The following is a 19,837-nucleotide window of genomic DNA, read 5'->3' on the forward strand; positions in this document are numbered from 1 at the left end:
GCTCTATGCGCGGCGACAGATTCACAAATAAGTGTATATTTAAACAATCAATTAATAAACAAAAAATATAGGCTAACCAGCAATCCCGATAGCTATCGGTAGCCGCACTCGCTTTATGTAGTGGTCTATTGTACCCAATTAACCCAAACCACAAATTCCCTACTCAAATTGAGCTAAATACTTTGAAATTCAAAAATATAAGTTAAAATATTTTTTTTGTTTCTAATCGTTTGATTAGTTTGCAAAGTAATTTAGTTTTATGCCTAGAGAAAAGAAATATAAGGAAGCTGAAGTAATAGAAAAGGCAATGGGTCTGTTCTGGAAAAACGGCTATAGAAATACATCATTAAGGATGCTATCTAAAGAAATGGGTATCAATCAATTTTCTATAAACGCTAGTTTTGGAAATAAACAAAAGCTTTTTCTAGAAAGCTTAAAATTGTATAGAAGCAAGTTGCAAAAGTTAATCAATGTATTTGAAAACTCTTCAAACGGCATTGAAAGTATTAAACACTTCTTCTATCAGTTTGCTGAATTTGCTGACCAAAACAACTCAAAAAAAGGATGTTTAATGGTTAATACTATGTCAGAATTTGGTTTAGAGGTAGACCAAAAAGTGGGTAGTCTTATTTCAAATTATGAGGAGCAATTAAGAACCTTGTTTAAACACAATCTTGAGTTAAATAGCACAAAGGACAACCAAACTATAGAAAGACACATAAATTATCTTGTTCTAGCATTAAGTGGTTTGGCTTTAGCAACAAAAATTCAAAATGAAATTACCATTAACAACTATATAGAAACCACATTTCAGCACTTATAATATTTTTTTACCATAAAACTAATCAAATGATTAGAAATAAATTTAACAAAATACAAATGAAAACAAAAAACACATTCAGAAAAACAATAGTACTAACCTTAATACTCGCACTAAGTATGGCTAATACTTCTCAAGCTCAAGAAATCTATAATAAAGATGAAACAAATCAAAAACAAAGACCATTTATAGTAGATAAAAAGGAATATCCTTTTAAAAGTAATTGGTTCACTAAAGACGAAATATCAATGCATTACATTGATGAAGGAGAAGGAATCCCTATTGTATTAACACACGGAAACCCAGATTGGTCATTCTTAAATAGAAACATCATTAAAGAACTTTCAGGCGAAGCAAGAATTATAGCTTATGATTTACCAGGATTTGGCTTTTCTGACACACCAAAGGATTATGGTTTTACACCACAAGAACACGTTGAATGGATTAGTGCATTACTTTTTGAACATTTAAAATTAGAGAAGTTCATAATTGTGGTTCAAGATTGGGGTGGACCAACGGGTTTATCAGTAGCTACAAGTCATCCAGATAAAGTTTTAGGAGTTGTTATTAGTAATACTTGGGCTTGGAAACCTGAAGGGAAATTGGTTGAATTTTCAATGATGATGAGATCTTCTGAAATGGAATCCAAAGTTATGGAAGAGAACTTTTTTGTAACAGGACTTATGCGAGGTTCTATCAAAAAGGAATCTAGCAGTAATAAAGCAATTATGGATGCCTATGAAATGCCATTCCCAACAAAAGAATCTAGAAAAGGAACAGCAGTTTTTCCACAACAGATTACATTGGCATCGGATTGGCTAGGAGAATTAGAAAGCAAATTATCTACGCTACAGGAGAAGCCAGTTGAGCTTATTTTTGGATTAAAAGATGATGTTGTCGCTTCGCAAGATATTCAAGATAAATGGCGTTCGTATTTCCCAAAAGCACCTGTGCAATTGTTGCCTGATGCTGGCCACTTTACACAAGAAGATAGTCCAGAGAGTTTTGCTTTCTCACTAAGACGACTGCTTAAGAATTTATAACAAAAAAATGGAACCATCAACAGATTTTAAAGATTTTATTTTTGACCAATTACAAAGTTGGAGAAGAGTACGAATCAAAAGAATGTTTGGTTGTGTTGGTTTGTATGCAGATGATTTAATGTTTGGAATTATAGCCAAAGAAGTCATTTTTTTTAAAGTAGATAAAAGTAATATTTCTAATTATTTAGAAGCTGATTCTCAACCTTTAAAGTTATTCAAAAATGAAAGTAAAGTACTGTCATTTTATGAAGTTCCTATTGAAGTTTTAGAAGATGCTAATCAATTTGTCCTTTGGGCAGAAGAATCATTAAATATTCAAAAAAATAAATCAAAATGAAAAAATCAACAAACATATTTAACAAAATAGTATTAATAGCTGGTATTTTAAATTTTCCAATTGGACTTGGAACTGTGTATCAAGCAGTTTCAACAAAAACAGGTGAAGATTTAATTCACAGTGCAGTAGTTGGCTTATTTATAATGTTCGCAGGAGCAGCAATAATTTGGGCTACTAAAAAACTAAACACAAGAGCTCCGCTAATTGTTTGGAATGGTTTAGTTCGCTTAATTAACGTGTTTATTGTAGCCTATGCAGCTTTGGGTGATGGAGTTTCGCAAATGACATTAACCATAACAGGAATGGATTTAATGCTAGCTATAATCTTTACGATAGGAACAGTAAAAGTTACTGAAATTCCATTTTCAAAATTAATAGTAGGAAAAACAAATAATTTATAATTAACTGGGTACAACAACCTATATAATTTATTGCTGGCTTCTCGCCTACTTACGAAAGTCCTCGCGGACTTTCTTGGTCAGTAATTATTTACTAAGTTAGTTGCATAAAGCACGCAACAAACCATATACAAACACGTGGACGGCTGATTGCCAAAGGACATGTTTTTCATCTCAAGATAAGCCACATCCAAGGCAGTTGTATACTTGCAAATTCCCGCCGTCGTATGGCTCCGCTTCAAAATAAAAAAACCTCAAAAGTCGTTGAAATATCGAAGAGTTGGGTATAGATCAAGTAAGAGTAAATCCGCAAGGATTTTAAAGCTCTTAGTGTCTTTTTATTGAATATCGGTTATGGCATGACTAAGCGGTTCTTTGATGCCTTCCTCTCGCTATGCTCGTCGGAGGCAGGACTCAAAAATGTCTTTCATTTGTACATCATAATTATAGAAAGCTCAAACATTGTTGCGCCTGTGCATTCCTCTCGTTCGTTCATCACTCGTCGGATGCAAGAACTACAGCATAAAGCGAATGTTGTGCCTTATTATAAATCTCATCCAGCATCATTCTCTCAGTCGCTAACTCCTTCGTCGATGATGGGAGAGGCAAGTTTGAAAGCTCTATGCGCGGCGCACAACTCCAAAATTCATTGCATATTTAGATCAAACAAACAAGACCATAAATTAAAGCAAATCAGCAAGGCTTTTACTGAGCCTGTCGAAGTATGCCACACTCGCTTTATGCAGTGGCCTGTTGTGTATAATTTGGCTACGTTACCAAGAATTGGTATGTTTGAGTAAAAATTTAGTCAAAATGGGAAAAAACACATCAATATCACTCGGAAATCATTTTGAGGATTTTATAAGAGAAGAAGTAAATTCTGGAAGATATGGTTCGGTTAGCGAAGTAATTCGTTCAGCTTTACGTTTGTTAGAACGTGAAGAAAAAAAGGAAAGGGAACTGATTAAAGCTCTCGATGTTGGGGAAAAAAGTGGGTTTGTTGAAAATTTTGACCCAAAACAACATCTGAAAGAATTACATCGTAAACACTTATGAGTAAAAACAAATATCGTATAAGTCAACAAGCGATTAAAGATTTAGATAAAATTTGGATTTATACGCTTGATAAATGGTCTAAAGAACAAGCTGACCGATATTACGACTTGATAATTACAGAAATTGAATTTATTGCTGACAACTTTATGACTGGGAAGTCAGCGGAACAAACTCGAAAGAATTATCGAGTGACTAAATTAAAATCCCATCTGATTTTTTATAGAAAAGTGGAAAATGATATTGTGGAAATAGTTAGAGTTTTGCATCAAAGAATGGATATTAAAAAACGACTGAAATAGAAAAACTGTACACAACAATGGCTATAAGTAATTGCTTGTTCTCGTCTACTTCTGAAAATCCTCTCGGATTTTAAGCTTGGTGTGTACTTGTAAAGTTAACCGCTAACCCACGCAACTACGCTTAACCGAGCCGTGGACGGCTGATTGCCAAAGGACATGTTTTTCATCTCAAGATAAGCCACATCCAAGGCAGAAGCATACTTGCAAATTCCCGCCATCGTATGGCTCCACTTCAAAATCAGAACACCTCAAAAAGTCGTTGAAATGTCGAAGAGTTTGGTATAGATCAAGTTAGAGTAAATCCACTAGGATTTTAAAGCTCTTAGTGTCTTTCTATTGATTATCGGTTATGAGGTGTCTAAGCGGTTCTTTGATGCCTTCCTCTCGCTATGCTCGTCGGAGGCAGGACTCAAAAATGTCTTTATTTGTACATCATAATTATAGAAAGCTCAAACATTGTTGCGCCTGTGCATTCCTCTCGCTCGTTCCTCACTCGTCGGATGCAAGAACTACAGCATAAAGTGAATGTTGTGCCTTATTATTAATCTTATCAGCATCATTCTCTCAGTCGCTAGCTCCTTCGTCGATGATGAGAGAGGCAAGTTTGAAAGCTCTACGCGCGGCGCACAACTCCAAAATTCATTGTATATTTAGATCAAACGAACAAGACCGCAAATTAAAGCAAATCAGCAATCCCGATAGCTATCGGGAGCCGCACTCGCTTTGTGCAGTGGCCTGTTGTGCAACAATATTACAAAAATTTGGTTTTGGTTCGATTTTGGTGTAAATTAGCATCAAAATATATTTCTTATGGCTAGACAAAGTATATCTTTCACGCAACCCAATGACGAGTGGTTAAAGACACAAGTAGACAATCAGGAATACTCAAGTAAAAGCGAGCTTGTGAATGATTTAATTAGACAAGCAAGAAGCCAGCAAGTCCAAATTGATTGGATTAAATCTAAGCTAGATAAAGCAGAAAATAGTGGGTTTACAAGTGATACCAAATCCGAAATACTAAAGCAGTCTAAAGCCATTCTTAATGGCTAAATATAGATTAAGCAATTCCGCAAAAGAAGACCTTATAAGAATTCATCATTACGGAGTTAAAAAGTTCGGAATGAGTCAAGCCGACAAATATTTTGATTCATTTTTTAAATATTTTGACATAATTGCTCAAAGACCTTATTCGTTTGAATCGGTAGATTTCATAAAAAACGGATATCGAAGATGTGTTTGTGGGTCGGACAGTATTTACTATCGAATAAATGATGATACTGCTGAAATAATGGCGATTGTTGGAAAACAGGACTTGAAAAATATACTATAAACTATTCGCAAAAAAAATACTGTTGCCAACAAAACCTATAGACAATACGGGCTTCGGGCTTAAACGAATGGTTTGTGTATTTTTATAAAGTCCGCAAAATCTTTCGGATTTTGCTTTAAACAAGAAAAAGAAAAAACAAAACAAAAAGATTTCGCTACGTGCGTGGCGGAAAGCAAACGCTAGTTTCCTCCCGTACTGTTCATAGCTAAACCGTGGCGGCTGATTGCCAAAGGACATGTTTTTCATCTCAAGATAAGCCACATCCAAGGCAGTAGCATACTTGCAAATTCCCGCCGTCGTATGGCTCCACTTCAAAATCAGAATACATCTAAAGTCGTTGAAATATCGAAGAGTTGGGTATAGATCAAGTTAGAGTAAATCCGCTNTCTGCATCCGTCTGTACCATTGTAGCTCCAGTTGGAACTACTAAACTCACAGTCGTTACATCTAAAGTTCCATCAGGATCGGCATCTACACCAAAACCATTATCAGCGGTTGGATCGATACTCACCGTAGCGCCAGGTGTACTCGGAGTGCTTACATCATTTTGTGCTACTGGTGGAACAGCATAAGCTGCAGTTACTTTTGTAGGAGTTGTCGCATTACCTTCATTATCTGATACTATATAAGAGATGTCCATTGGACTACCTTCAAATAATCCTGTACAACTAGCATCTGGAACTCCGGCTGCAGTACAAGGTGCGAACGTAATCGCTCCGCTTGAAGGATCGACAGTCCATACTCCTACTCCAGGCTCTACCAAACTTGTCACAGGAACTCCCGGATTTGCTGGGTCTATTATCATTACTGTAGTAGGATCAACAAGGTCACCATCAACATCATTTGCTAATACATCAATTACAGCATCCATGCCAGGCATAACGTCAGTAATCTCATCTACTGTTGCAACAGGCAAATAATCAATTGTTACAGTAGCTACATTCGATGGGTTACCATCATTATCATCTATCGTATAACTAGCAGGATCTGTTGGATCATCGTTAAAACCAGCTTCTGGTGCAAAACTAATCTCACCAGTTACAGGATTAACTTCCCAAGCGCCTTCACCAGGTACTGTGTATCCTATAATATCACCGTCTGCATCCGTCTGTACCATTGTAGCTCCAGTTGGAACTACTAAACTCACAGTCGTTACATCTAAAGTTCCATCAGGATCGGCATCTACACCAAAACCATTATCAGCGGTTGGATCGATACTCACCGTAGCGCCAGGTGTACTCGGAGTGCTTACATCATTTTGTGCTACTGGTGGAACAGCATAAGCTGCAGTTACTTTTGTAGGAGTTGTCGCATTACCTTCATTATCTGATACTATATAAGAGATGTCCATTGGACTACCTTCAAATAATCCTGTACAACTAGCATCTGGAACTCCGGCTGCAGTACAAGGTGCGAACGTAATCGCTCCGCTTGAAGGATCGACAGTCCATACTCCTACTCCAGGCTCTACCAAACTTGTCACAGGAACTCCCGGATTTGCTGGGTCTATTATCATTACTGTAGTAGGATCAACAAGGTCACCATCAACATCATTTGCTAATACATCAATTAGTCCATACTCCTACTCCAGGCTCTACCAAACTTGTCACAGGAACTCCCGGATTTGCTGGGTCTATTATCATTACTGTAGTAGGATCAACAAGGTCACCATCAACATCATTTGCTAATACATCAATTAAAGCATCCATGCCTGGCATAACGTCAGTAATCTCATCTACTGTTGCAACAGGCACATAATCAATTGTTACTGTAGCCTGATTAGAAGTATTACCCGCATTATCATCTATTGTATAAGTGGCAGGAGATGTTGGATCATCATTAAATCCAGCTACTGGTGCAAAACTAATCTCACCGTTTACAGGATTAACTTCCCAAACTCCTTCACCAGGAACTGTGTACCCAATAATATCGCCATCTGCATCCGTTTGTACCATCGTAGCTCCAGCTGGAACTACTAAGCTCACGCTCGTAACATCTAATGTACCGTCAGCATCATCATCTATACCAAAACCATTATCGGCGGTTGGATCTAAACTTACTGTAGCTCCTGGAGTACTCGGAGCACTTACATCATTTTGTACCACTGGTGGAACACTAGGAACTGCTCCTTGATTATTTGCATCTGTTGATAAATCTTGATTATTGGCAGTATTCGGATCATCTTGATCTGCTTCTACAGTAGCACCATTTGAAAAGGCTCCCTCACTATCAATTGTTGCTGTAACTGTTATCGTCACATCATTAGCAACACCCGCAGCAATACTTGCTATAGTACATGGGAATGCCGTACATCCTCCTCCAGATACATTTGTAATAGTTAAGTTTTCAGGAATATCTGTTACCACAACATTTGTTGCTCCATCAGGCCCTGCGTTACTTACTGTTAATATATAAGTCACTGCATCTCCTACTAAATAAGGGCTACTATCGACTAACACTTTATCAATACTTACATCGGATTCTGCGATAGTAAGTATAGCTGAACGAGTTTCTGTAAAACAAACATTATCATCATGAGTAACTACAACAAAATACTCCGTAGCATCTAAGCCTGTTACATCATTAACCGTTAAAGCATTTGTATTCTCGCCACTATAATTAGTATCGGCTGCAGTAATAAGAGTTCCTGATGTATCTGGATCACCTATGTACCACATATAATTTATTCCAGCATTTGCATTTCCAGGAGTTCCGTAATCTGGAACACCTGCTGTAAATCCAGTCGAATTATCTGCTGTTGCCATAATTGTAAACGTAGCAGACTCACCAGTTGTAGCCGTTTGGTCGGCAGGTTCCATTGCTGTAACATTAACTTGTGTTGCTACAATTTCATTTCCGTTTGCTCCATCATAACCTCCAGTTGCAGGAGAACTTCCTATTACTAACCCATCATTATCTACCATAGTTGGTATTGCCCCTAAGATTCCGTCTCCATTTGGATCAAGACCGCCAGATTCTAAAACGTCATTACACAAGTCATTATCACTATCTAAATCAAATGAATCAACAACTCCATCTCCGTCTACATCTGAACAACCTATTGGAATAAATGCAAAACCTTCAAAATTTGTATTTACATTAGAATCAGTATCGTAATTTAAGACAAAAGGATACGTAGCACCTTCTAAGTCAATATCTAAAGTCCATCTAGAAAACTGAATTTGACGAGTTCCTGAATTTAAGCTTAGTACATCTCCAGAAGAAATCACAGCTCCATCTGCATGACTCACTATTTCACCTAGAGGATCATTTAACACTGCAGAGGTACCTCCCGGCCAAGTTAAAGTTATTTCTTTGACTGCATTTTGCCCAGCAAACGTGGTCCCTGGAGCAGCACTTGCTACTCTCAAACTTGTTAATTTTCCATTCTGTAAATTATCTAATGTTAGTGTTAGATCCATTTCACTCAACCCAGCAAGTTGTGACCGGCCATTATCACCTTCATCCCAAGTAATCTGCATCCCTTCTGTTATCCCAGCTATTTGCCTTGTAAGCGTGATTGGCTCCATGGTTCTTGGATCTACAATAAGCGTTGGTTGACGTTGAAAAACAAACGGATTCACAGTAGTAGTAGCCAATTGAAAATCTAAAGTGAATAGATCTCCTGCGTATTGTCCGGATATGGTTTGAGTGCCAACTCCCGTAACTCCAACTGGCAGTAATACTCCACATTCTTCCGTATCTAAAATACCATCATTATCATCATCAAGATCACAACTGTCACTAATACCATCACCATCATTATCTGGATTTCCAGATGCTAGTGCATCACACGGATCTGGAAGAAATGTCAACACTGCTGATCTATTTTCGGATACACAAACATTCTCATCATGACTAACAACAACAAAATAATCAGTATTGTTTAATCCAGAAGAGTCATTAACTGTTAAAGTATTTGTGTCTGCGCCACTATAGTTAGTATCTCCAGGAGCAATAGGCACTCCTGAAAAATCCGGATCACCTATATACCATTGATAGCTCAAACCTCCATCCGCATTACCAGGAACACTATAAGTAGGTGAACCACCGGTATAAAACGTAGCTTCATCTGCACTAGCTGAAACTGTAAAGCTCACAGGATCACCCTCAAACACAGTTTGATCCATAGGGTTGCCAGCAGCAACATTAACTTGCACCGCGTTCAACTCATTTCCACTAAGCCCATTATACCCTCCAGCTACCGACCCAGAACCTGTGACACGGCCAGCACCATCAACAGTTGTGGGCAGTACACCAAGTATTCCATCGCCATCAGGATCTAATCCACCAGACTCTAAAACATCACTACAGCCATCACCATCACTATCAGTATCAAAACAATTTGCAATTCCATCATCATCTGTATCAAAAGGAGCATCTGTGGTAAATCTAAAACTATCTATTCCGTGAAAATCAGTACCAGTTGCAAGAGGGTTTGAATTATCATAAATTGAAGTTCTCCTTATTTCAACTTGACCTACTGCTTCACGCCCTATAAAGCCAATAAAATTTTCAGTATTCTCACCCTGAGTTACGTTACCCAAAGGAACACCTTGATCACTGAAAACAGGAAAAGGACCTGTTGTACCTGCATCGATAGACAACTCAGGCCCCAACTGATAGACAAGAACACCATCTACAAAAACCTCCCAAGTATCTGTAAAAAGCCCAGTTCCATGATCATTAAAGTCAATCAAATCGAAGCCAAAGGCATAGACCGGTGTAGTAAAATCTATAATTGTCGAAAACACTAAACTTTGATCTGCCTCTAAATTCGCAGTACCTGGATTGACACCCAATGTTCGCGTATCACTACCTGACGCCCAAGCTCCATTATTAGTAGCAAAAACACTATAAGGATTTGCCACAGGATTAGCAGCATCGTTAGACCCACTAACAGTTCCGTTTGAAAATGTGGTACTCGTCAAATTAAGCTGACTCTGTATGCTCGCTCCAGTGCCGGTAACGGCCACATCCCAACCGGTTTCAGAAAAACCTAAGCCGTTGGTATTTCCACCAATAGTAAAAACCTGCTTGCCACCTAAAGTAGTATAGACAATTGCATCAGACTGCACTGCACCACCAGTAGGAACGACAAACGGACACTCTAAATCATCCAAGATCCCATCATTATCATCATCTTCATCCACAGTATTAGACACCAGGTCACCATCACAATCTGTAGCAGTACCCACACATTGACCATACAAGGAAGATGTAAAACAACCAAATACCGCAATTAGGACAATTATCTTTTTTGAGATAATTGACAATTGCAACTTTTCAATCTGTCCGGAAGGAATAGTAATTTTTCCCATATATATAAATTATAACTTAATTCAACTTTTAATACAACCTGAGGCCTTAACAAACATCAGATATCATTTTCTTTTTTGCGTTATCTCAATGTGAAATTAAAGTCAAAAATAACACACTTACATTTGCACAAACAAAATTAGAATTTTATACTAATACAGTGTTAAAAATAAACACTTAATCGATTAAATTTAACCATTAGTAGACATTCTACATGTATATTTCGATGAAATGCGCGTTTGTGTCGACGAATGACACAAAAAACACATAAACACAACTGTCTTTATATCAGTGTTTTACGAAATGTGACGAATTAAAAACATCAAACTTACCGACAATTCCTACAACAGACAATCAATCAGACTGTTATTTTTCTAAAAAATAATGGTTAGATGTCACAGAGAATAGCTCAAAAAAGTTTGAAAAAAATTTGGAAAACCCTTTGCCAAAAGAAGAAAAAGATTAAATTTGCATCCGCTACGAGAAATAGCGTCGTTCTTATAGAATGCAATGCGAAAGTAGCTCAGGGGTAGAGCATCACCTTGCCAAGGTGGGGGTCGCGAGTTCAAATCTCGTCTTTCGCTCTAGTTTGAAATTATAACGCTTTCGCGAAAGCGTATAAAAATAAATACCAATTTTTTTCACATTTGTGAAAATGCTCGAGTGGTGGAATTGGTAGACACGTTGGACTTAAAATCCAATGTCCATTAGGACGTACGGGTTCAAGTCCCGTCTCGAGTACAAAAGGCTTCCATTAGGAAGCCTTTTTTATTTTTATATATTTCAACAATGGCAACAGTCTACATACTTTATTCTAAAAAGATTAAAAGATACTACATCGGGAGTTGTTTAGACTTAGACCAGAGAATAAAAGAACACGCAACAAACAGATACAAAGGGTTTACTACTAAAGCTCAAGATTGGGAGATATTTTTCGAAATAACCAATTTAGAATATCAACAAGCACGGAGCATCGAAAAACACATTAAGAGTATGAAAAGCACAACATACTTAGTGAATATCAAAAAACATAAAGAAATAGCACAAAAACTAGTTCAAAAATATAAGTAACGGGTTCATCCCGATAGCTATCGGGACCCGTCTCGAGTACAAAAGGCTTCCATTAGAAAGCCTTTTGTATTTTTATATATTTCAACAATGGCAACAGTCTACATACTTTATTCTAAAAAGATTAATAGATACTACATCGGGAGTTGTTTAGACTTAGACCAGAGAATAAAAGAACACGCAACAAACAGATACAAAGGGTTTACTATTAAAGCTCAAGATTGGGAGATATTTTTTGAAATAAGCAGTTTAGAATATCAACAAGCCAGAAAAATCGAAAAACACATCAAGAGTATGAAAAGCACAACATACTTAGTGAATATCAAAAAACATAGAGAAATAGCACAAAAACTAGTTCAAAAATATGAGTAACGGGTTCATCCCGAGTACAAAAGGCTTCCATTAGGAAGCCTTTTTTATTTTTATATAGTTTAATTAACCTTCTAAGAAGTAGCACTACCTTTCTTTTTAACCAGCATTCTCTTTATCTCGTTAAGTTTCATAAGCGCTTCTACCGGCGTAAGTGTATCAATATCTATATGTAAAATCTCCTCTTTAATATCTTCTAGCAATGGATCATCTAGATTAAAGAAACTAAGCTGCATTTCTTCTTCGCCAGCTTCTTTAAGTTTACCTGTAAGCTCCTCACTTCCGTGAGATTTCTCCAGCTTCTCCATCATTTTTGTCGCTCTACGTAGTACCTGTTGAGGCATTCCCGCCATCTTCGCGACATGTATCCCAAAACTGTGTGCACTACCTCCTGGCACTAGTTTACGTAAGAACAATACATTATCCTTAAGCTCTTTTACGGAGACATTGTAGTTCTTTATGCGGTCAAATGTCTCACACATCTCATTAAGTTCATGATAATGCGTAGCAAAGAGCGTTTTAGGTCTTCCCGGATGTTCATGTAAAAACTCACTGATAGCCCAAGCAATAGAAATTCCATCATAAGTACTGGTACCACGACCTATCTCATCTAGCAAGACTAAACTACGGTCACTTAAGTTATTAAGAATGCTAGCCGTTTCATTCATCTCTACCATAAAGGTACTTTCACCCATAGAGATGTTATCGCTCGCTCCTACTCTTGTAAAGATTTTGTCTACCACGCCTATATGTGCCGCTTGGGCTGGTACAAAACTCCCCATCTGGGCGAGCAAGACTATTAAAGCTGTCTGTCTTAAGATGGCACTCTTACCAGACATGTTAGGCCCAGTAATCATAATCATTTGTTGATCACCACTATCTAAATACACATCATTTGCCACATAAGCCTCGCCTAGTGGGAGTTGCTTTTCTATTACGGGATGTCGTCCTTCTTTTATATCTATTGCTTGTGACTCATCTAGCGTAGGTCTCACATAATTGTTTTCCCTTGCTAATTGTGTAAAGCCTAATAAACAATCTAGTTGTGCTATCTGAGAGGCATTTGCCTGCACTTGAGGAATAAAACTACTCATCCAGTTTACCAATGCAGAAAATAGCTGCTGCTCTATCGCCTGAATACGCTCTTCGGCTCCTAAAATTTTGCCTTCGTATTCCTTAAGCTCCTCGGTGATGTAACGCTCTGCGTTAACTAGTGTTTGCTTTCTTATCCACTCTTCTGGTACTTTGTCACGGTGGGTGTTACGCACCTCTATATAATACCCAAAAACATTATTTGACGCTATCTTAAGCGAGGTAATCCCTGTACGCTTAGTCTCTCGCTCTAGCATTTGCTCTAGGTAATCTTTACCTCCTTGAGACAACGCTCTCAACTCATCTAGCTCTTCATGAAAGCCAGCTGCAATTGCTCCGCCTTTTATTATAGAAACTGGAGCCTCTTCTTTAAGTGTTTCTTTTATTTTATCTCGTAACACCACACAATCTTGAAGTTGCTCGCCTATAATTTTAAGTGATTCATTATCCGTACTAAGCGCTAACCCCTTTATAGGAACGATTGCTTCTAGCGAATTCTTAAGCTGAATAACCTCTCGCGGACTTATTTTACCCGTAGCAACTTTACTTATAAGACGTTCTAAGTCTCCTATTTTCTTAATATTAGACTGCATTTTATCAAAAATCCCTCCATTATCTGAGAGAAAAAACACCACCTCATGACGCCTTTCAATTTCATCAAGACGTTTGAGGGGTAATGCTAGCCAACGTTTAAGTAGACGCCCTCCCATAGCCGAAGTGGTCTTGTCTATAATATCTATTAACGTAATGGCCTTTACTCCAGAAGCCGAGTTATAGAGTTCGAGATTTCTTATGGTAAAGCGATCCATCCAGACATAATCATCTGCAGCAATACGGCTTATTCTCGTGATATGCTGTAGCTTGTGATGCTGTGTTTCTCCTAAATAATGAAGCGCTGCGCCAGCCGCAACCACTCCTTCTGAAAGATGCTCTACCCCAAATCCTTTTAAAGAATTTACATTAAAGTGCTTATGCAGAGATTCTGTAGCATAGTCTATATGAAATACCCAATCCTCTTGATAAAAAGTGTGGTAATCTGAGCCATATGCTTCTAAAAAAGTCTTTTTTTGCTTTTTACATACTAGCAGTTCGCTAGGAGCAAAATTTTGTAATAGCTTATCTATATAAGCGATATCACCCTGAGCAGTGAGATACTCACCAGTAGATACATCTAAGAAAGCAACTCCTACCTTTTCTTTATTAAAAAAAACAGCCCCAAGAAAGTTATTTGTTTTTGCAGAGAGTATATCATCATTCATTGCAACACCAGGCGTTACAAGCTCTGTCACACCACGCTTTACAATTTTTTTAGTCTGCTTTGGATCTTCTAGTTGGTCACAAATAGCCACCCTACAACCTGCCTTTACAAGCTTAGGCAAATAGGTATTTAGAGAATGATGTGGGAAGCCAGCAAGCTCCGTGCGATCACCACCATTATTGCGACTTGTTAATGTGATATTGAGAATTCCCGCTGCTTTTACAGCATCCTCTCCAAAGGTTTCATAAAAATCTCCTACTCTAAAAAGCAACAAAGCATCCGGGTATTTTGTTTTAATACCATTGTACTGCTGCATTAAGGGGGTCACTTTTTTCTTAGCCAAATCATTTATTTTAAGAAAAATAAAAGTACACTATTCTATTGGGTTCGCTTTCTCAAAAATGACCAGACTTTCCTAGTTTTTCCACATTTTATACACACGCTTTCGCGAAAGCGCAAAATAAGGCGTTTTAACAGCACTTCAAGCTCGCCATGATTATAGACTCATAAAATTGAATACTTTCTCTTAAAAAAGAGCTTAAAGATTAAAATTAGATAGATTATAATTATCACAAAATTAGATTTAATAGATAAAATTTAGTTATTCAATTTTTAACATTTTAAGGTGATACTTAATAACCGTGAGAGTAAAAAAGCCAAAGACATTTTTACAACACCCTTGTAATCATCAATCTAATCAATAATCGTATGAAAAGTTCTCAAAAGAAAGCTGATTTATTTGAAGAATCAAGATGACGATTGGCAAATTCGCTTATTTCGTGTAATTTTTAGAATATTATTAGCATATAGTTAACTATTAGTTAAATAAGTTAAATATTATTTATAATTTGGATTATAAACTAAATCAAATATCAAATGAAACAAAAGTACCCATTACTCAAAATGGTCTATTTCTTGTTATTTTTAATTCCTTGTGCCCTGATGGGTCAGTCTGTTGTTACAGGAGTTATTAAAGATGCTGGAAATAACCCAATTCCCTTTGTCAATGTTATTGAAAAAGGAAGTTCAAACGGAACCACCTCAGATTTTGACGGTAATTACTCCATTACATTAAACGGTAATTCTGGAACCTTAGAATTTTCATACCTAGGGTATGCTACACAAGAAAAATTAATTTCAAGTTCACAAACATTAAATGTAACTCTTGAAGAATCCTCAGAGTCACTAGATGAAGTAGTAATTTCTGGACTAGCATCTTCTGTAAAGAGATCTAATGCTGCAAATGCTGTAGCATCAGTATCAGCAGAGCAAATTACTGGCACCACACCACCACCTACATTAGATGGAGCGCTGTATGGTAAATTTGCTGGAGCACTAGTAAGCCAAAATTCTGGGGCACCAGGAGGAGGACTTTCTATCAAACTTCGTGGAGCTACTTCTATCCAAGGTAACACACAACCGCTTTATATTGTAGATGGTGTTTATGTAGATAACTCTTCTATCTCTGCAGGTCTTAATGCAGTTTCTGCAGCATCTGCTGGAGGAAGTGCTTCAAACCAAGATAATCCTACAAACAGGATAGCAGATATTAATCCAGATGATATTGAAAATATCGAAATATTAAAAGGAGCATCTGCTGCCGCTATATATGGTTCTAGAGCTGCTGCCGGAGTTGTTATCATTACAACTAAGAAAGGTAAAGCAGGAGAAACTCAGTTTAAATTTGGACAATCTTTTGGATGGACTCAGGTAACTAGATTATTAGGACTACGTGATTACAATGAGCAACGCGTAGAAGATAGTTTTGGAGCAGAGGCAGTGCCGCTTTTTGTAGCTGCAAGAGATGAAGGAAGACTTGTAGATTATGAAGAAGAAATTTATGGAGAAAAAGGTCTTATAAGTAGAACTAACTTTAGCATGAGTGGTGGAGATGAAAAAACACGCTTTTATGCTGGGGTTACGCACAGCAATGAAAATGGTATTGTAAAAAATACAGGCTACGAAAAGACTTCACTTCGTCTTAACTTAGATCATAGAGCTACAGACTTTTTAAAAGTATCACTTAACACAAACTATATTAATTCTAGATCTAATCGTGGCTTCTTTAATAATGATAACTCTGGAACTACTATTGGTGTGACTTTAACTGGTACAACTCCATGGTTACAATTATTTCCAGATGAAAATGGTGTATACCCGGATAATCCTTCAGGAGCATCAAACCCATTACAAACTAGAGACAGAGTAACTAACAGAGAGATTGTAGATCGCTTTATTATTGGTGCTTCTGCAAATCTAGATATCTTCAAAAAGGAAAAATCAAGCCTTGAATTAATTTTACGTGGAGGTTTAGATACTTATGGACAGAAATCTAGAGCTATTTTCCCAAAGGATTTACAATTTCAAAAACCTGCTAATGGAGGTCAAAATGGAGTTGCTGTGCAAGGAGATACTCAAAATAGAAACTACAATCTAGCGGCTTTCTTAGTACATAATTATAGAACAGATAATGATTTATCTTTTAGAACGCAAGCCGGTGTTACAAGAGAGTATTTTGACAGAAACACGCAGCTTATTACTGCGAGCGGACTTGTAGCTTCAGAAACTAATGTTGATCAAGCTGCAAATACTGGAACTAACCAGTTTAGACTACTCCAAGAAGATGCTGGATTTTTTGTACAAGAAGAAATCAATTTTCAAGATAAGCTTATAGGAGCGATAGGATTAAGAGGAGATAAATCTTCAAATAACGGAGATGCAAACGAACTTAACTATTACCCAAAAGCATCACTTGCAGCAAACTTTAATGAGTTTGATTTTTGGAAAGAAGATAGCTTTGTAGACAAATTTAAACTACGTGTAGCTTATGGAGAGGCAGGTAACTTTGCTCCTTTTGGTGCATTATTTACATCATACACATCATTCTCTACAGATGGTCTATTAGGAATAAGCCTTGTAGGGGTGCGTGGAGATGCTGGTTTAAGCCCAGAACGTCAAAAGGAATTAGAATTTGGTACAGACCTTAGTATTCTTGATGGTAAAGTAGATTTTTCTGCTACATACTACATCAAAACTGTAGATGACTTAATTCTTAACTCTGCACTACCTCCTTCTTCTGGATTTACAAGCGAATTTGTAAATGCTGGTGAATTACAAAACAAAGGACTTGAATTATCATTGAATAGTAATATCATTGAATCAGAGAATTTTGTGTGGAATGCGAGTGTAAACTGGTTTAAAAACACTTCAAAAATCACTCGTTTAGATGTTGACCCTTTTAACGTAGGAGCCTTTGGAGCAACACTAGGTACATTTAGAATTGAAGAAGGTTCTAGTGCTACACAGATAGTAGGAATAGGCCCTAACCCAGGTGCAAATGGATTCCAGAAATTTGGAGATTCAGAGCCAGATTTTCAAATGGCATTCAATAACAGTCTTCAATACAAGGATTTCCAATTATCATTCTTATGGCAGTGGAAAAAAGGTGGTGATAACATCAACTTGACTACATTATTATCTGACCTCAACGGTACAAGTGCAGATTATGATGATTCTGGACTTGATCCTTCTGGAGCACTTGCAAATGGTCCTTATAGAGTGAGCCAGCTAGGTTCATCTGCAGATGTATTTGTAGAAGATGCATCTTACCTAAGATTACGTGAAGTAGGATTATACTATACAATCCCAACTACAGCATTAACTAACTTCTTAGGAGGAAATATAGATAACATTAAAGTAGGATTTTCAGGAACAAACCTAATCAACATATTTGATTACAATAGTTATGATCCAGAAGTTTCAAACTTTGGAGGTGGAGGTATCTTTACTGGTGTAGAGGTTACGCCTTTCCCATCATCAAAGCGCTTCTTATTTAATCTCGCTGTAAACTTTTAAAAAAAAAAGATGAAAAAATATATAACTAAAAGCCTACTTGCACTGAGTATTTGTGCTGGGCTTTATTCTTGTGACGTACAAGAATATTCAGACTTAAACAACCCCGAGGTTGATGCCTTTGAGGACAATCTAACTCGCGGAGACTTACAAGACCTAGTGGGCGGAGTGCTATATAGCTCTCGCGTAGGTCTGGGAACTTACTTTGATGATTGTGGGGTTATAGGTAGAGAATATTATAGATTCTCAAGCTCAGACCCTAGATTTACAAGTGATTTACTAGGGGGAGAAAATGCCGTTTTAGATAACAATACCTTCTATATCACAACCCCATGGGCTGCAAGATATAGAACCGTAAAAAACGCTAACCTTATCTTAGGATTTATTGAAGCACAAGATCTTTCTGCAATATTTGCGGCGGAAGAATTGAGTGCAACAACTGGATTCTTAAAAACAATGATTGCTCATGAACTTTTACTCAACCTCAACCTAGTAGACGAAGGAGGTATACGTGTAGATGTGGCAGATGAAACTAACTTAGGACCATTTGTATCAAAAAGCGAAGCACTTACTTTTATAAGAGCTACTCTAGTAGATGCCGCAGCAGATCTAAGTGCTGGAGGTGAAGAGTTTCCGTTCTTACTTTCATCTGGATTTGATAGTTTTAGCGTGCCAACTGATTTTGCTTCAGTAAGTAATGCCCTCGCAGCAAGAGTAGCAGCTTATCAAGGAGATTTTCCTGGAGTATTATCATTACTTGATGACTCCTTCTTAACATTGGATAATAATAATCTTGATCTTGGTGTTTATCACAACTTTACACAAAATCAGACAGATATTCTTAATCCTATGTTTTTTGCTGTAAACTCTTCTACTGCGGGTGCACGTATCGCACAACCATCTTTTATCACAGATGCAGAAGCAGATGACGCTCGACTTAGTAAGGTTGTCTTACGTAGTGCGGTGGATGAGAATGGAAATCCAATCGCAAACCCATTAACACTTGACGGTCTTACTGGTGAATATGACGTTTTTCGTTATACTTCTAACGTTGATGATATTCCAATTATTCGTAAGGAAGAGTTATTATTACTATATGCAGAAGCAAATATTACTGTAAATCCTGCCGAAGCGATAGTTGCACTTGACTTAATTAGACAAAGTGCTGGTCTAGATCCATATTCTGGGACTACAGACCCTACAGAGCTTACTGATGAGATGTTAACACAACGTAGATATTCTCTATTTGCCGAAGGACACAGATGGATAGATGTACGTCGTTACAATCGTCTTGATGAGTTACCTATTGATAGAGCAAATGATGATGTGTTTTCTCAATTCCCAGTACCACTTACTGAGAATCAATAAAACTCAGATAATTCATTTAAACCCTCTCAATTTCTATTGAGAGGGTTTTTTTATGCTTTCGCGAAAGCGAGACAACTCACAATAAACATCTCTAAGTCAGATTATTTAATGAGCAAAAAGCTAATGCAATTACCTTCCTATTAGCTTTTAATACGCTTACCAGTTGAAACTAATTAAGACGAACGGCTTTACTAACGCACAAAAAAATGCCCTCAACAATTACGTTGA

Annotated in this window: 14 protein-coding genes and 2 tRNA genes; 14 read left to right on the forward strand and 2 right to left on the reverse strand. The window is 37.2% G+C overall.

Annotated elements, in window-relative coordinates; genetic code table 11:
* The first annotated feature begins 259 nt into the window (after positions 1-259).
* The 8 genes from ACJJVU_RS00010 to ACJJVU_RS00045 all read left to right on the forward strand — a co-directional run bounded on the left by ACJJVU_RS00010 (position 260) and on the right by ACJJVU_RS00045 (position 5,283).
* Positions 260-823: a TetR/AcrR family transcriptional regulator gene (locus ACJJVU_RS00010; RefSeq protein WP_405220862.1), complete on the forward strand. Its 564-nt coding sequence runs from the start codon at positions 260-262 to the stop codon at positions 821-823.
* Positions 824-849: 26 nt separating this feature from the next.
* On the forward strand, positions 850-1,863 hold the full coding sequence (locus tag ACJJVU_RS00015; protein WP_405220865.1) for an alpha/beta fold hydrolase: 1,014 nt from the start codon (positions 850-852) through the stop codon (positions 1,861-1,863).
* A 7-nt stretch (positions 1,864-1,870) separates the two neighbouring features.
* On the forward strand, positions 1,871-2,200 hold the full coding sequence (locus ACJJVU_RS00020) for a TfoX/Sxy family protein (protein WP_178983650.1): 330 nt from the start codon (positions 1,871-1,873) through the stop codon (positions 2,198-2,200).
* Positions 2,197-2,601 (forward strand): hypothetical protein, encoded by a 405-nt coding sequence (locus ACJJVU_RS00025; RefSeq protein WP_194534678.1) that lies wholly within the window; start codon positions 2,197-2,199, stop codon positions 2,599-2,601. Before ACJJVU_RS00020 ends, ACJJVU_RS00025 begins: the two co-directional genes overlap by 4 nt.
* Positions 2,602-3,411: 810 nt before the next feature.
* Positions 3,412-3,654 carry a type II toxin-antitoxin system ParD family antitoxin gene (locus tag ACJJVU_RS00030; protein ID WP_405220869.1) on the forward strand — a complete coding sequence of 81 codons (243 nt, stop codon included), beginning with the start codon at positions 3,412-3,414 and terminating at the stop codon, positions 3,652-3,654.
* Positions 3,651-3,953 carry a type II toxin-antitoxin system RelE/ParE family toxin gene (locus ACJJVU_RS00035; RefSeq protein ID WP_405220872.1) on the forward strand — a complete coding sequence of 101 codons (303 nt, stop codon included), beginning with the start codon at positions 3,651-3,653 and terminating at the stop codon, positions 3,951-3,953. The genes ACJJVU_RS00030 and ACJJVU_RS00035 overlap by 4 nt, the downstream gene beginning before the upstream one ends.
* 810 nt (positions 3,954-4,763) lie before the next feature.
* Positions 4,764-5,003 (forward strand): type II toxin-antitoxin system ParD family antitoxin, encoded by a 240-nt coding sequence (locus tag ACJJVU_RS00040; RefSeq protein ID WP_405220875.1) that lies wholly within the window; start codon positions 4,764-4,766, stop codon positions 5,001-5,003.
* A complete protein-coding gene (locus ACJJVU_RS00045) occupies positions 4,996-5,283 on the forward strand; it encodes a type II toxin-antitoxin system RelE/ParE family toxin (RefSeq protein WP_405220877.1) in 288 nt (95 codons plus the stop codon). Before ACJJVU_RS00040 ends, ACJJVU_RS00045 begins: the two co-directional genes overlap by 8 nt.
* Positions 5,284-6,848: 1,565 nt before the next feature.
* Here the strand turns inward: ACJJVU_RS00045 and ACJJVU_RS00050 are convergent.
* Complete coding sequence (locus ACJJVU_RS00050; protein ID WP_405220880.1) at positions 6,849-10,604, reverse strand: hypothetical protein; 3,756 nt, start codon at positions 10,602-10,604, stop codon at positions 6,849-6,851.
* Between the two features lie 510 nt (positions 10,605-11,114).
* Here ACJJVU_RS00050 and ACJJVU_RS00055 point away from each other — a divergent pair.
* From ACJJVU_RS00055 to ACJJVU_RS00070, 4 genes are all read left to right on the forward strand, one after another.
* A tRNA-Gly gene (locus ACJJVU_RS00055) sits at positions 11,115-11,186 on the forward strand.
* A 73-nt stretch (positions 11,187-11,259) separates the two neighbouring features.
* Positions 11,260-11,343, forward strand: a tRNA-Leu gene (locus tag ACJJVU_RS00060).
* Between the two features lie 48 nt (positions 11,344-11,391).
* Entirely contained in the window at positions 11,392-11,673 is a 282-nt protein-coding gene (locus ACJJVU_RS00065) for a GIY-YIG nuclease family protein (protein WP_405220883.1), read from the forward strand.
* 87 nt (positions 11,674-11,760) lie between these two features.
* Positions 11,761-12,042 carry a GIY-YIG nuclease family protein gene (locus ACJJVU_RS00070; RefSeq protein WP_405220886.1) on the forward strand — a complete coding sequence of 94 codons (282 nt, stop codon included), beginning with the start codon at positions 11,761-11,763 and terminating at the stop codon, positions 12,040-12,042.
* A 71-nt stretch (positions 12,043-12,113) separates the two neighbouring features.
* Here the strand turns inward: ACJJVU_RS00070 and mutS are convergent, their stop codons facing one another.
* Positions 12,114-14,705, reverse strand: a complete 2,592-nt coding sequence (gene mutS, locus ACJJVU_RS00075; protein ID WP_405227399.1) for a DNA mismatch repair protein MutS — start codon at positions 14,703-14,705, stop codon at positions 12,114-12,116.
* Positions 14,706-15,265: 560 nt separating this feature from the next.
* On the opposite strand from mutS, the gene ACJJVU_RS00080 reads away from it, so the two are divergent.
* Both ACJJVU_RS00080 and ACJJVU_RS00085 read left to right on the forward strand, forming a co-directional pair.
* Positions 15,266-18,244, forward strand: a complete 2,979-nt coding sequence (locus ACJJVU_RS00080) for a SusC/RagA family TonB-linked outer membrane protein (RefSeq protein WP_405220889.1) — start codon at positions 15,266-15,268, stop codon at positions 18,242-18,244.
* Positions 18,245-18,253: 9 nt separating this feature from the next.
* Positions 18,254-19,609, forward strand: a complete 1,356-nt coding sequence (locus ACJJVU_RS00085) for a RagB/SusD family nutrient uptake outer membrane protein (RefSeq protein WP_405220892.1) — start codon at positions 18,254-18,256, stop codon at positions 19,607-19,609.
* Positions 19,610-19,837 lie beyond the last annotated feature (228 nt).

This window comes from Dokdonia sp. Asnod1-B02 (assembly GCF_045063955.1).
Classification (GTDB): domain Bacteria; phylum Bacteroidota; class Bacteroidia; order Flavobacteriales; family Flavobacteriaceae; genus Dokdonia.

Excerpts from the sequence above, each read along its gene's own strand:
- ACJJVU_RS00010 (WP_405220862.1), top strand. The coding sequence starts at position 260 with ATGCCTAGAGAAAAGAAATATAAGGAAGCTGAAGTAATAGAAAAGGCA.
- ACJJVU_RS00015 (WP_405220865.1), top strand. The coding sequence starts at position 850 with ATGATTAGAAATAAATTTAACAAAATACAAATGAAAACAAAAAACACA.
- ACJJVU_RS00020 (WP_178983650.1), top strand. The coding sequence starts at position 1,871 with ATGGAACCATCAACAGATTTTAAAGATTTTATTTTTGACCAATTACAA.
- ACJJVU_RS00025 (WP_194534678.1), top strand. The coding sequence starts at position 2,197 with ATGAAAAAATCAACAAACATATTTAACAAAATAGTATTAATAGCTGGT.
- ACJJVU_RS00030 (WP_405220869.1), top strand. The coding sequence starts at position 3,412 with ATGGGAAAAAACACATCAATATCACTCGGAAATCATTTTGAGGATTTT.
- ACJJVU_RS00035 (WP_405220872.1), top strand. The coding sequence starts at position 3,651 with ATGAGTAAAAACAAATATCGTATAAGTCAACAAGCGATTAAAGATTTA.
- ACJJVU_RS00040 (WP_405220875.1), top strand. The coding sequence starts at position 4,764 with ATGGCTAGACAAAGTATATCTTTCACGCAACCCAATGACGAGTGGTTA.
- ACJJVU_RS00045 (WP_405220877.1), top strand. The coding sequence starts at position 4,996 with ATGGCTAAATATAGATTAAGCAATTCCGCAAAAGAAGACCTTATAAGA.
- ACJJVU_RS00050 (WP_405220880.1), bottom strand. The coding sequence starts at position 10,604 with ATGGGAAAAATTACTATTCCTTCCGGACAGATTGAAAAGTTGCAATTG.
- ACJJVU_RS00065 (WP_405220883.1), top strand. The coding sequence starts at position 11,392 with ATGGCAACAGTCTACATACTTTATTCTAAAAAGATTAAAAGATACTAC.
- ACJJVU_RS00070 (WP_405220886.1), top strand. The coding sequence starts at position 11,761 with ATGGCAACAGTCTACATACTTTATTCTAAAAAGATTAATAGATACTAC.
- mutS (WP_405227399.1), bottom strand. The coding sequence starts at position 14,705 with ATGCAGCAGTACAATGGTATTAAAACAAAATACCCGGATGCTTTGTTG.
- ACJJVU_RS00080 (WP_405220889.1), top strand. The coding sequence starts at position 15,266 with ATGAAACAAAAGTACCCATTACTCAAAATGGTCTATTTCTTGTTATTT.
- ACJJVU_RS00085 (WP_405220892.1), top strand. The coding sequence starts at position 18,254 with ATGAAAAAATATATAACTAAAAGCCTACTTGCACTGAGTATTTGTGCT.